13 protein-coding genes and 2 tRNA genes are annotated in these 12,811 nt (G+C 62.7%); 11 read left to right on the forward strand and 4 right to left on the reverse strand.

The genetic code is table 11. The features are described from left to right. The first annotated feature begins 90 nt into the window (after positions 1 to 90). The gene (locus SB753_RS12445; RefSeq protein WP_027804864.1) at positions 91 to 474 is read left to right on the forward strand and encodes a DUF427 domain-containing protein; all 384 of its coding nucleotides are present in this window, start codon (positions 91 to 93) and stop codon (positions 472 to 474) included. A 73-nt stretch (positions 475 to 547) separates the two neighbouring features. Here SB753_RS12445 and SB753_RS12450 read toward each other — a convergent pair. Together SB753_RS12450 and SB753_RS12455 are read right to left on the reverse strand one after the other, a co-directional pair. Further along, positions 548 to 624: transfer RNA gene (locus tag SB753_RS12450), tRNA-Arg, on the reverse strand. A gap of 68 nt (positions 625 to 692) precedes the next feature. Continuing rightward, complete coding sequence (locus SB753_RS12455; protein WP_020069457.1) at positions 693 to 1,523, reverse strand: undecaprenyl-diphosphate phosphatase; 831 nt, start codon at positions 1,521 to 1,523, stop codon at positions 693 to 695. Between the two features lie 650 nt (positions 1,524 to 2,173). On the opposite strand from SB753_RS12455, the gene SB753_RS12460 reads away from it, so the two are divergent. The 3 genes from SB753_RS12460 (at position 2,174) to SB753_RS12470 (ending at position 4,495) form a co-directional block, all read left to right on the forward strand. Beyond that, positions 2,174 to 3,082, forward strand: coding sequence for an aldose epimerase (locus tag SB753_RS12460; RefSeq protein ID WP_410800339.1), 909 nt, complete (start codon positions 2,174 to 2,176; stop codon positions 3,080 to 3,082). 174 nt (positions 3,083 to 3,256) lie between these two features. After that, a complete protein-coding gene (locus tag SB753_RS12465) occupies positions 3,257 to 3,973 on the forward strand; it encodes a peptidoglycan DD-metalloendopeptidase family protein (protein ID WP_020069453.1) in 717 nt (238 codons plus the stop codon). Between the two features lie 195 nt (positions 3,974 to 4,168). Beyond that, positions 4,169 to 4,495, forward strand: coding sequence for a hypothetical protein (locus tag SB753_RS12470; protein WP_087754218.1), 327 nt, complete (start codon positions 4,169 to 4,171; stop codon positions 4,493 to 4,495). 838 nt (positions 4,496 to 5,333) lie between these two features. On the opposite strand, the gene SB753_RS12475 is transcribed toward SB753_RS12470, so the two are convergent. Continuing rightward, entirely contained in the window at positions 5,334 to 6,074 is a 741-nt protein-coding gene (locus tag SB753_RS12475) for a pentapeptide repeat-containing protein (protein ID WP_408420458.1), read from the reverse strand. Positions 6,075 to 6,187: 113 nt separating this feature from the next. Between SB753_RS12475 and SB753_RS12480 the strand changes: the two genes are divergently transcribed. The 7 genes from SB753_RS12480 (at position 6,188) to SB753_RS12510 (ending at position 10,940) form a co-directional block, all read left to right on the forward strand. After that, positions 6,188 to 6,496, forward strand: coding sequence for a DUF2288 domain-containing protein (locus SB753_RS12480; protein WP_027804863.1), 309 nt, complete (start codon positions 6,188 to 6,190; stop codon positions 6,494 to 6,496). After that, positions 6,493 to 7,845: an MATE family efflux transporter gene (locus tag SB753_RS12485; RefSeq protein WP_410800340.1), complete on the forward strand. Its 1,353-nt coding sequence runs from the start codon at positions 6,493 to 6,495 to the stop codon at positions 7,843 to 7,845. The genes SB753_RS12480 and SB753_RS12485 overlap by 4 nt, the downstream gene beginning before the upstream one ends. A 378-nt stretch (positions 7,846 to 8,223) precedes the next feature. Continuing rightward, the gene (locus tag SB753_RS12490) at positions 8,224 to 8,400 is read left to right on the forward strand and encodes a hypothetical protein (RefSeq protein WP_020069448.1); all 177 of its coding nucleotides are present in this window, start codon (positions 8,224 to 8,226) and stop codon (positions 8,398 to 8,400) included. A 514-nt stretch (positions 8,401 to 8,914) separates the two neighbouring features. Then, positions 8,915 to 9,073 carry a DUF3309 family protein gene (locus SB753_RS12495; RefSeq protein WP_020069447.1) on the forward strand — a complete coding sequence of 53 codons (159 nt, stop codon included), beginning with the start codon at positions 8,915 to 8,917 and terminating at the stop codon, positions 9,071 to 9,073. Positions 9,074 to 9,146: 73 nt separating this feature from the next. Continuing rightward, positions 9,147 to 9,223: transfer RNA gene (locus SB753_RS12500), tRNA-Pro, on the forward strand. 249 nt (positions 9,224 to 9,472) lie between these two features. Then, positions 9,473 to 9,931 (forward strand): phosphohistidine phosphatase SixA, encoded by a 459-nt coding sequence (gene sixA / locus SB753_RS12505; RefSeq protein WP_020069446.1) that lies wholly within the window; start codon positions 9,473 to 9,475, stop codon positions 9,929 to 9,931. Between the two features lie 196 nt (positions 9,932 to 10,127). Further along, positions 10,128 to 10,940, forward strand: a complete 813-nt coding sequence (locus SB753_RS12510; protein WP_087754221.1) for a GNAT family N-acetyltransferase — start codon at positions 10,128 to 10,130, stop codon at positions 10,938 to 10,940. 111 nt (positions 10,941 to 11,051) lie between these two features. Here the strand turns inward: SB753_RS12510 and ppx are convergent, their stop codons facing one another. After that, positions 11,052 to 12,677: an exopolyphosphatase gene (gene ppx / locus SB753_RS12515; protein WP_020069444.1), complete on the reverse strand. Its 1,626-nt coding sequence runs from the start codon at positions 12,675 to 12,677 to the stop codon at positions 11,052 to 11,054. Between the last annotated feature and the right edge of the window lie 134 nt (positions 12,678 to 12,811).

A 12,811-nucleotide genomic window follows, 5' to 3' on the forward strand; every position in this document is an offset into this window, starting at 1 on the left:
GGCGCATCGGACTCGACGAGCGTATGCTGCGCTACAGGCTCGACGGTTTGCGTCGACGTCATTTCGCCCGATCATCAGGAGTTCGACAGCATGACTGAAAGAACCATCAAGGTCCCCGGCGCCGATCATCCGATTAGCGTCGAGCCCGCGCGGGCTCGCGTTGTCGTGACGGTGGCGGGCCGCGTGATCGCCGACACGGAAAAGGCGCTCGTGCTGCGCGAAGCGTCTTATCCGGCGGTGTATTACATTCCGCGCAACGACGCCGACATGAACCTGCTCGCGCGTACCGACCACACGACCTACTGCCCGTACAAAGGCGAGTGTGCGTACTACAGCATCACGCCGGGCGGGGAGCGCGCGGTCAATGCAGTGTGGACCTACGAGTCGCCGTACGCGGCCGTGAAAGAGATAGCCCAGCATCTCGCGTTCTATCCCGACCGCGTCGATTCGATCGACGTGCAAGCGCTGTCGTAACGCGGGAAAACGCGAGGCAATAAAAAAATCCCATCACCGGATTCGGTAGATGGGATTCTTGACATGCGGGCAATGGCGCGGCGGGCGAGGATCGAACTCACAACCTCAGGTTTAGAAGACCTGTGCTCTATCCAATTGAGCTACCGCCGCAAAGGTCGGCCCGGATTATAACCGATCGCCTCATGCCCGCCAGAACGCGGCGGGCACATCGCACATTATCAGACCGGCTGCGGATGCAGCGCAAACCAGCCGAGGAACACGATGCCCGCGATCACGCAGTACACACCGAACGAAGCAAGACGTCCGCGGCCTTCGAAATAGCGCATCAGAAAACGCACGCTCAGATACGCGGCGATGGCGGTCAGCACGCCGCCGAGCAGTGCGTCCGCGAGTTGGCCCGGTGCATGGAAAAGCTTCGGTACCTCGAGCAAACCGGCTGCGAAAATGATCGGCGTACCGAGCAGGAACGAGAACTCCGCGGCTTTCTCCGCCGTGAGGCCAGCAGCATTGCCGGCGATCATCGTGAGGCCGCTGCGGGAAAATCCGGGAATCAGCGCGCCGACTTGGGCGAGGCCGACGAGGAACGCCTGGCCAAAACCCATTTTCTCCGGCGCCTGATGCGCGCGCGAACGCTGTAGGCGATCGCCCAGCCACAACAGCACGCCGTTGACGATCAGCGCGATTGCCACGATGCGCAGGTCGTGGAAGATCCGTTCTAGCCGCTTCTCGAGCAGCAGGCCGACGAGCCCAGCCGGAATCGTGCCGATGATGAGCGCCCACATCATGTGAGCATCGTCGTTACGGCGGCCGCCAAACGACGCGAAGAAGCCGCGCACGAGTGCGCACCAACGTTCGCGGAAATACCACAGCAGCGCGAAGGCCGTACCGAGGTGCAAGGCGACGAGAAACGGCAGCAACTGCGGCGCGTGTTTATCGATATGCATGCCGAACAATGCTGGCACGAGCAGCGTATGACCGAGGCTGCTCACCGGGAAAAGTTCGGTCACGCCTTGCAGCACGCTCAGGAAGATAAGAAACGACAGATTCACGCGGCAGTCCTTGTAAGGAAGATGTCGGGGACAGCGCGCCGCACAACGAATTACCCGGCGCGTTAAAAAGCGCACCGATTATGCCTGGCTGGCAAGTCAGCGCCAAGCGTTTGGGCCACATTCGGGGAGATATTGACGCGCTGCGTCACGACATAAGACTGTCGCTACGCGAAACGCAAACGAAAAGGGCCGCAGAGAGACCGCAGCCCTTTCAATCGCCTAACGGCGAACGCGGGATTAGCGCGTTCGAGAAGTCGTCAAGCTTACGAAATGCAAGCCCCTCGCATAGGCAACGCGACGCATCGTTTGAAGCTAGCGAGCAAACAGCGGGCGAGCGCGCAGATCAGCGCTCGAGCTTGTAAAAGAAGTAGACCGTGCTTGCAGTGAACATGCCGAAGAGAGCGACACCCATTGCCATTGCGAGATCCATAACCCCTCCTGAGCGATCTCGCCCGGCGGTAGATATCACCGGGCAGTGAGACGGATTATCGGCAACGATCGGCCGCTTGCGACACCCGCAATTTCCCCAGAAGGGTTTCCCCGTAGCGTAAAGCAGAGCAAAATCGTCGTTTCCGCCGGTACCGGAAGTCGCGGCTGCTGCGGCTGCCGCGTCCGGCGCGTCTACCACTTACTCCATCACACCATCGACCATGCCTCTTTCACCGCAGCAGGACATTCTCGAGATCGCTCAGGACGCCTCCGTGCTCCGCTTCGCGCCGCAAGCCGGCGGCCGTCTGCTTTCGTGGATCATCGACGGCGAAGAGGTGATCCATTGGCCAGAGCACGCCGACTGGAGTCAGCCCGCGCGCATCCGCGGCGGCAATCCGCTGCTGTTTCCGTTTCTCGGACGTCATCGCGTGGACGGCAAGATCGGCTACTGGCGGGACGCGCAGGGCACGGTCCGCGAGTTGCCCATGCACGGCTTTGCACGCGACCTTCCGTTCGACGCTCACGCCGACGTGCACGGCGCGGGCCTGCGCCTCGTGCTCACCGATAGCGACGCAACGCGCGGCGGTTATCCGTTCGGCTTCCGCTTCGAGGCGGCCTACACGCTGATCGACGCGCACACGCTCGAAGTCACGCTGACGACCACCAACACCGGCGACGCACCGCTGCCCTATTACGCCGGCCATCACTTCTACTTCACGCTGCCGCACCGGCAACGTGCCGAGACGTCGCTCGAATTGCCGCGCACTGAAAGGCGCTTCCAGCAGGCAGACGGCTCGATCAGCGCGGCCGAGCCGGGCGAAGCGCGTTACACACTCGACGAAGCACGCATTCACGACCGCTTCCATTGCCTCACGGGCGCACCGGAACGACCAGTACGGTTGATCGCGCCGGGCCTCGGTCGGGTGATCACCATTGATCTGCAGCGGCCGAACTCCGTGCCCTGGTACGCGGTGACGACATGGACGGAAGCGGCCGAGTCCGACTTCTACTGCGTCGAACCGTGGCTCGGGCTACCCGACGCGATTCATAACGGCATGGGCCTGCGCTGGCTCGATTCGGGCAAGACCGAGGTTGCCGCGCTGCGCATCAGCGTCGGAAAACTCGACTAATTTCGGGTCACACGGGCGCAGCGGTGACGTGCGCGCGGCTCGATTGCGCGAGATGCCGAGCGCGCCCAATGCCCGTTTTTCCGATGCTGCAACGCAAAACCGTTAGAATCAGACGCTTTGTATCTACCTGCCGCGTGATCGGGATCGGCGCGCGGCAGCGCTTTGCGAGGTCCAATGTCTGAAACAACAAGAATTATCAAACGACTCGCGTGCGTGTCGTTAGTGGCGCTCATCGCCGCGTGCGGGTCGGCGCCGGTGGGGCCGGGCTTTTATCGCGTCGAACGGGGCGACACACTGTCGAAGATCGCGCGTAGTCATCACCAGTCGGTGCAAAGCATCGTGCGCTGGAACAACCTGACGAACCCCGACAGCATCGAGGTCGGGCAAGTACTGCGTGTCGATCCGCCCAACGGCGCGGCTTCGACGAACGGCGCCGTGCGCAGCAGCGGCAACGGGAGCGCGAGTGCTTCGGCCGCGCCGCGTTCCGCGCCGGTCGAGAGCGCGCCCTCTTCCCCGCCCGCGTCATCGATCTCGCTCGTGTGGCCGACGAACGGCAATGTCATTCGCGGCTTTGACGGCGGAAACTCAAAGGGCATCGACATTTCCGCTCCAGCGGGCACGCCTGTGGTCGCGGCCGCGGCCGGCACAGTCGTCTACGCGGGCAACGGGCTGCGCGGCTACGGCAATCTGCTGATTCTCAAGCACAACGCGGAGTATCTGACCGCCTACGCGCACAATCGCGTGCTGTTCGTGAAGGAAGGCGAAACCGTCGCGCAAGGCCAGAAAATCGCCGAGGTAGGCGACACCGATACCAATCGGGTCATGCTGCACTTCGAGCTGCGCTATCAGGGCCGCTCGATCGACCCGTCGCGGGCGCTGCCCGCACGTTAGACGTGGCATTAGACGCGACCTAGGCGTGGCGACAGCCTGCGGCTGGCGCGCCGCCTGGCTCGCGGCGCTACAGTCCGCGCATCCGGAGCACCGCGTTACACGGACTGACAGGGGAACCCTGCGTGCTATAAACGCTCAATCCGACACGCGTGGCTTCGCGCCACGTCTTTCATGTCATCTGTAAGGGAATCTGCAATGAAGAGCGCATTTGCGTCCGTGGCGACGGCCGCAGCGATCAGCGTGGGCCTGCTGACATTGGGCGGCCTCAGCGGCTGCTCGACCACCACCAACATGACTTATCTGCCAAGCGGCGACACCGGCTTTGCGATCAACTGCAGCGGCAGCGACGCCAGCACGAGCTGGGCCGAATGCTACAAGCGCGCGGGCGAAGTCTGCGGCAATTATGGCTACGACGTCGTATCGAAAGATGTCGACAACGGCGCGACTTCGGGCGGCTCCGTCGGCGGAATTTTTGGGGCGAACGTGAAAAACCGCTCGATGGTGATCCGCTGCAAGCAGTAAAGCATGCGTACCACGCTGCCGGGTTGCACGAAGTGCAGCCGGCCGCGCACCCAACGCCCCGACCGCGGTTCGATGCGTGCGGCGAACGCCAGCAACGCTCCGAATGCAATTGGCCACGCGGCAACGAATATGATTACCCAGGTCATAACCGAGGAAAGAAAAGGTAAGCTTTTATGATCCGCGCGGCGTGTGTAATCGCAGTGACGGCAATTAAAGGTCTGCCCAAAAAAAAGCCCGGCGCGAGGCCGGGCTAACGGGGGTTCGGCGCATATCGGCAAAGGACCGGTTCACCATGCGCCAGAACGAAATTTAACAACCCGGTTTTACAAGCGCAATATCTTAATTTCGACAGCAATGTGATGCGACGCACGGATTTCGCATTACGTGAACCGAAAACATAGGCATTAACCGCCTGATAAATCAGGCCAGCCCGGCAGACGGCAGGTTATTAGCCCGGCGGTTCAAACATGTTAATACGCCCGCAAACCCTTTCGCAGCACGGCTCCGGATCACTTCACCGCGACAAGGCTGACGAATAACGCGCTTCTCTTTCCAGCGCTGCCGCCTCGCCTTATTCGCGGACCGTTGGTGTTAAAAACGCTAGGTGCGCCACCGCACCAATTCAATTAAATAATCGGAATCAGCGCGCGTTGTTCACGTCCAATACCCCTCATGAGAATCCGCGAATGGCAAAACTCTAAACTCGACTCAAATCCACTGACAAATAAACCGCTTAAAATCCCAGGTTTCAGGCGTTGAATAAATCAGATGTTAGTCATTCGTGCGGTTCCGCACAAGTCGGCCGAAAGTCATAATCCGGCCGGGTTGCGCGGTGGTTTTACATGACTCGCAATCCCAGCTCGGTGATGAGCACCGCAGCCTGTAGATGCGAAATCGTCGCGCCTTTGAAGAGGGCCGCGTCCACCAGCCGCACGCCGCTCAAGTCAGCCTCGCGCAGATCGGCCCCGTCGAACCGCGCGCCCTTCAAGTGTGCGTCCTTGAGGCTGCCGCCATCGAAAATCGCCTCGCGGAAATCGACGCCCGCGAGGTCGGCGTCGGAGAAATCGAGCTGATGCAGCGTCGCCTTGCGGAACGACAGGCCGCGCAAATGCGCGCCGACCAGCAGCGTTTCGACGAAGCTCAGGCCCAGCGCCGTGCACGCCTCGAAGTTCGCGCCGGTCAGCTTGCAGCCGCGAAACGACGCGGACGCGAGCTTGGCGCGCCGCCAGTTCGTGTTGTTCAGATCACTCGACTGGAATGCCGCATCCACGAGATCCGCCGATGCAAAATCGGCCTGGCGCGCCCGGCAACGAACCCAGCGTGTCTGCGCAAGCGTTGCGCCGAAAAACGAAGCTTCGGCAAGCGCGCAGCGGTGGAACTGCGCGCCGCGCAAGTCGAGCCGCGAAAGATCGGCGCCTTCCAGATCGCAATCGTTGAAGACGAACTGCGTGCCGCTCGCCTGCCCGTTCGCGACGGCGCTTGCCGCGATCAGTTGCTCGACATCGGCGCGAGTGAGCGTGGCGTCGGCCACTTCGTGAACTGGCGCGCCCGGAGCCGGCGCGGTTGAATCGAGTGACATGAAGGTTCAGAATCGGACGAATTGCGAAGGGCCTAAGCGTACCGGAATGCGTGCCGCGCCGGCTGCTTGCGCCGATGGTTTATAGTATCGACCCCCGCCAGAACCCGCTTACGATGACTTCCAACGACGCCGCTCATAGCCCCCTGTACGCCAAGCTCCTCGCCGAAACAGCGAAAATCGGCTGGCCGGAACTGGAACGCTTCTTCGCGCGGGGCATGCTGTTACGCGTCGCGAGCGACCTCGATCTCGTGAGCGTGGCCGAAGCCATCGCCAGCGACGACACCGCGCAGATCACGCAATGGCTGTCGGCGGGACTTGTCGAGCGAGTGCAGTCCGAAACCGCCGCGGACTTCGCCGCGCGCGACCCTGACCTTTGGGCCGTGGTCGTTTCTCCGTGGATTTGCGTGCAGGAACGCCATTGAGCGAAGCGGCGTCAGGCGTCGAACATACGGCGCCCGCGCTGCCGGTGCGCTGGCATCGCCGCGTGCTTGCGCTTGCATTTCCGATCGTCCTCGCCAATCTGACTCAGCCGATTCTCGGCGCCGTGGATACCGCCGTCGCCGGTCATCTGGACGGAGCGGCGTATCTCGGCGGCGTCGCGCTTGGCGGACTCTTCTTCAACTTCGTGTTCTGGGGCTTCGGCTTCTTGCGCATGGGCACGACCGGCCTCGTCGCGCAGGCGCACGGTGCGGGCGACCACGCGGCATTGCGCGATAACGTCGTGCGAGCACTATTGCTCGCGGCCGCGATCGGCGCCGCAATACTCGCGCTGCAGGTGCCGCTGATCGAATACGCTTTGCGCGCCATCGGCGGAAGCGACGCCGTGCAGCGCAACGCACGCCTCTACTGCCACGCGCGCATCTGGGCCGCCCCGCTCGCGCTCGGCAACTACGTGGTACTCGGCTGGCTGCTCGGCACGCAACGCGTGCGTCTCGCGCTGTTGTCGCAAGTGTTTATCAACGGCGTGAACATCGTTGCGGTGTTCCTGTATGTGTATGTGTTCAATTGGGGCGTTGCGGGGATCGGCGCGGCCACTGCCACCGCCGACGCGCTCGGCTTCGTGCTCGGCGCGGCGCTGCTGTGGCACGGCAGGACGCGCGGCCTGCCCGCCCTCACTCGGCAGGCGCTCTTCGACGCCGCGGCGCTGCGACGCCTGATCGTTCTCAATCGCGATATCTTTTTTCGCACGCTGTGCCTGCTGCTGTCGTTCGGCTGGTTTGCGCACCTCGGGGCGAAACAGGGCGACGCGACGCTCGCCGCGAACGCGCTGCTGCTGAACTTTCAGACCTTCATGGCTTACGGACTCGACGGCTTCGCACACGCCGCCGAGGCGCTGGTCGGCGCGGCAATCGGCGCGCGCGACCGGCACGCGTTTGTCCAGGCCATCAAGGTTACGGCGCTATGGTCGGCGCTCGGCGCGCTCGGCTTCGCACTCGTGTATGCGGGGCTGGGTTCGTGGATCGTCGAGCGCCTGACCGATCAGGCAGCCGTGCGTGCCACGGCCGAGCGTTATCTGCCTTGGGCGGCGCTCTCGCCGGTGGTGTCGGTAGGCGGCTATGTGCTCGACGGCGTGTTTATCGGCGCAACACGCACGCGAGAACTGATGACGTCGATGGTCCTGTCGTTCGCGATTTTCGTCGGCGCCTCGTGGCCGCTGCTCATGCTGTACGGCAACCATGGCCTGTGGGCCGCGATGCTTGTCTTCATGGCCGCGCGTGGCGTGACGCTTGCGCGTCATCTGACGAAAGTGGTGGCGAGCGTGGGGGTGTAGCGGCGAGGGCGCGTCGGTTTTCCGCTCGCGCTCAACGCGCTACCGGCGCGGGCACCATTGCGGGCGGACGGGTGTCGGTGGGCACACCATGATAATCGGCGGGATCCTGCGGCGGGGCCGCGTGGTGGCCGGATGGTTCGTTTGCACAACCCGCGACACCGGCACTCAGGAACAAGGCAATCATCGAAACACGGAACATGGACGGTAGTCTCTCTTATGGGAAGGAACGCAAGGCGTGAGCGCCGGGGATACGAAGCTGCGGAGCGCGAGAGTCTACCCGCAACGCTCGTTCCATGACGCGGCGCGCGCAGTCCGCTCTGCCGTTTCGCGATGCGTGACCTACTATAAAGTCACAGCAGAACGTCAAAGGAGACTGCCATGGACGCTGAATCGGTTGCCGGTCTGGTCGGACTCGGGATCGGCCTCGCCGTGCTGCTCGCACTTTCGATTTTTGAATCGAAGACATATCGACGCGAACACGGCGAAGGCATGCTGCATCACTGGCTGACTCATCAGCACGTGCACATGCCGCACTGGAAGCGCCGCCGGCACTGAAGGTTTTTGTGCCTCGTTCGATTGCAGGCTGTCCCGCGGTTGCGGGAGGGGCGCTGTCGTGTCGGTCGAGGTGTGTCGTCTGCTCATGTTGCGATTGAGGCGCCACGGCTGGCCGGGTTGCGCCTGAGCCTGTCACGCCCAAATCTGTCCCGTCTTGAGCCTTTCCCGTCAAGCGCCGGTCCTGACCCTCCCTGTCCGGCCTTGGCCTTCGTCTGGCCTGCTCTCCGTCCAGCTTTGTCACTGTGTGCTCTACTGCGCCTCGTCACGCTCTCCTTTGCCCGCCGACTTACCACTGCCTTTGTTGCACCTCCGACTTGTCCGTCTCGTCAAGCATTGCCTCTGCCCAACGTTCCGCGTGGGGCGCAGCCGGCACTACAAGCTTAGGCACACGCATTGCTGATTGGGTGGCTGCAAGCAGCGCACGTTGCAGGTCGCTCATCGCGACGGGCAATTTGCGTCGGATCAACGAACCATGCGGCCCGGCATTCGTCGGAGCCGGACAGGGAGAACTCAAATGACAATCGGAACCATCCTCCTCATCGTGCTCATCCTGCTGTTGATCGGCGCGTTGCCGACCTGGCCGTACAGCAGCGGCTGGGGCTACCGCCCGACGGGCCTGCTCGGCGTTGTGCTGATCATCGTCATCGTGTTGCTGCTCATGGGACGCATATGACGCGGCTATTTTCACTCCGACGCAATTCGCGATTGACTCTGGCACCTAAAGCCACGTAGAATCTCGGATTCGTCGGAGCGTAGCGCAGCCTGGTAGCGCATCTGATTTGGGATCAGAGGGTCGAAGGTTCGAATCCTTTCGCTCCGACCACGAAAAAAGCAGCAACGGCATCACAAAAACCCGCGTCGCCTCCGGCTTCGCGGGTTTTTGCTTTTTGCATCCGAATGAACGCAGATGAGGCCGGGCTCGCGATCTGCTAAAACAATTGCAACCGAAGCGCGATTCAGCCGACGAAGCAGGCCGCCACGCTAGACTTCAAGCCCGCGCCCCAGCGTCGGAACCGTGCAGCGCCGCATGCAAAGCACTGCAACACCCGCATCCAGACTCGAGGAGCCACGCATGAATCTGATTCTCTGGCGTCACGCCGAAGCCGAGGACTACGCCGCCACGGATCTCGCCCGCGCACTCACCACTCGCGGTCGCAAGCAGGCGCAACACGTCGCCAAGTGGCTGCGCACGCGTCTGCCCGACGACGCCGTGATCCTCGCCAGTCCCGCGGTGCGGACCATCCAGACCGCGGAGACGTTGAGCGATCAATACCGTGTCGTGCGCGAGCTGGCGCCGAATGCAAGCGCGCAAGACGTGCTCACCGCATCCGGCTGGCCGAAGGGCATCGCTGAAACGGTAGTGATCGTGGGTCATCAGCCGACGCTCGGCCACGTTGCCGCAAAGCTGCTTGCGAACAGCGACGCCAGTTGGCCGCTCAAGAAAGCGGGCCTATGGTGGATCGCCAGCCGCGAGCGCCACGGCGACGACCAGGCGGTGCTGCTCGCAGCAATGACGCCCGAACTCGTCTGATCCGAGCGGCAAACGGCGCGCCGCCAACGTCCGCGAGCCCGGCGCGGCGAGTACGAGGAACGCGGCCCGGCAAGCGACGCGGCACCCGCAGCTTTCATACAGTCATCCAATCGTCACAGCTTTGCCATGCGAGCGTCACCGGGCGTTACTACATTGGCGAAAAAAGACTCATCCTTTTTTCGACCAGGACGCCCCAATGCGAGAACTGCCGACGCCTACCCTGCCCCTCGCTTCGATCTTCGAGTCGCGTCGCCTGCCCCGCGCCGAAGAGACGGTCACCGCCCAGCACCGCCTGCGAGTCACGTGGGCTCGCACCGACGAAGAGCTTCGCGAGGCGCAGCGTCTGCGTTACCGCGTGTTCGCCGAGGAAATGGGCGCTCGCCTGAGCGGCCCCGCAGGCCTCGACGTCGATCCGTTCGATTCGTACTGCGATCACCTGCTGGTGCGCGATCTCGACACCCTGAAAGTGGTTGGCACCTATCGCGCGTTGCCGCCGCATCAGGCGGCGCGCATCGGGCGTCTATACGCGGAAAGCGAGTTCGACGTCTCGCGTCTCACTCACCTGCGCGCGAAGATGGTCGAAGTCGGCCGCTCGTGTGTGCACGCCGACTATCGCAGCGGCTCCGTCATCATGTCGCTGTGGGCTGGACTCGCGGCCTATATGAAGCACAACGGTTACGAGACGATGCTCGGCTGCGCGAGCGTCGCGATGGTCGACGGCGGGCACTATGCAGCGAACCTCTATTGCTCGCTGCGCGATAGCGCGCTGACCGCGCCGGAATATCGCGCATTTCCGCACACGCCGCTGCCCGTCGACGAACTGCAGACCGGCGCGAATGTCGCACCGCCACCGCTCGTCAAAGGATATCTGCGACTAGGTGCGAAGATTTGCGGCGCACCGGCATGGGATCCCGACTTCAATACCGCCGACTTTCTGACGCTGTTCCGTCTGTCGGACATCAACGCCCGCTATGCGCGCCACTTCCTCGGCGATGCATTGCCGCGCTGACAACGCTTGAGCGAGCTTGCAAGCAGAAACAGAAAAGCCCGGTAAAAACCGGGCTTTTCTCCATGTGCCGCTTGCTCTGCCTACGTACTGACAGAACCGGACATCGACACGTCACTCGTCCGTATAGACCACTCGATACGGAATGCCAACCTTTTCCCACTCCGCGGCTTCCTGAATCAGGCTGTAGTCTGTAAGCGGATTATTGGCGACCCACTCGTTAGGCAAACGTACCTCATATCCGCCGTTGGCCTGCGCGACCGTGATGCCAGGCAGGCCGACATCCGCACGCCGACGGCATAGCAGTGCGGCGAGCCGCAAACAGAACAGCAGCGGCCACTCCACTTCGCGCGTTTGCGACAGCTTGCCGAGCTTGCCTGCATGACCGAGCACGAGCGCTGCAAGCCGCGCCTGGTCGGTGCGCGAGAAGCCGGGCATGTCTGCATTGCTCGTGATATAGGCCGAATGCTTGTGATAGGCGCTGTGCGAGATCGACAAGCCGATTTCATGCAACGCCGCCGCCCAGCCGAGAAACATGCGGTTCTCCTGGCGGCGTTCTTCGTCGGGCTCCGCGAACTGATCGTAAAAGCGCACCGCCAGCTCGCCGATACGCCCGGCCTGCGGACGATCCACGCCATAGCGGCGCATGAAGCCTTCCACGGTGACCGTGCGCATGTCTTCGTGTTGCGAACGACCGAGCAGATCGTAGAGCACGCCGAGTCTCAAAGCGCCATCTGTCGTATCGACGTAATCGACGCCCAGTTCGTCGAACACCGCGATCATGATCGAGAGGCCGCCCGCGAGCACCGGGATCCGGTCACCCTTCAACGCAACCAGCTTTAGACGATTGACGTTCTCCGCCTTGATCAGCGCACGCTTCAAACGCTCGAGGCCGCCGCGCGAAATGCCGTGCGTGATGCCGGCGTCGTTAAAGCCGTTTGCCTCGACAAGCTCGGCAAGGGCACGCGCCGTACCGGACGAGCCAATTGCCTGCTCCCAGCCGGTTTTCTTGTATTCGGCCGAAATGATCTGGATTTCGCGGCCTGCTGCAAGCTCGGCCTGACGCATCGTGTATTCGTCGACGTTGCCTGACGGGAAAAACGCCCGGCTGTGGCTCACGCAGCCGATGTACAGGCTTTCCATCTTGATCGGCGTGTAGTGCGAGCCGATGATGAACTCCGTCGAGCCGCCGCCGATATCGACCACGAGCCTCTTGCCCGGGCTCGCGGGCACGGAGTGTGCTGCCCCGGCGTAAATCAGCCGTGCTTCCTCGCGGCCGGCAATTACCTCGATCGGGAAGCCTAGGGCGGCTTGTGCTTCGCCGAGGAATTCGCCCGCATTCTTCGCGATACGCAATGTGTTGGTCGCGACCGCGCGAACGTGGTCGGGATGAAAGTCGCGCAGCCGCTCGCCAAAGCGCTTCAGTGCATCCCAGCCGCGCACCTGTGACGCGCGATCGAGCATCTTGTCGCGCGACAGACCGGCGGCGAGCCGCACGGGCTCACGCAATGCATCGACCTGATAAATCTGGCTGCCCGCGTCGGTTTCCTCGACCCGGCCGACGATCAGCCGGAAGCTGTTCGAACCAAGGTCGACTGCAGCAAGGAGTTGTGGGGTATTGACCATCGGGTATGCGGACTCCATGCGCGCGAGCGCGGCAGCGGTGGATGTGAGCAAGGCGGGACCGTCACGCGAGGTTCCCTTCGTCTTGCGGCCGGCCGCGCTGTTCAAAGACGCCATTCTAAGCGTACCGGAGCTCACGATGTCACCTCGCGGAGATGGGGGTGCCCCATGGTCCCATACGGACTGCGTCATATTGACGACAGGCGAGGAATACAGCGTAGAATTTATAACATTGAGAATGTCATAACAAC

The organism is Paraburkholderia sp. SIMBA_053 (genome assembly GCF_046534895.1).
Taxonomy (GTDB): domain Bacteria; phylum Pseudomonadota; class Gammaproteobacteria; order Burkholderiales; family Burkholderiaceae; genus Paraburkholderia; species Paraburkholderia caledonica.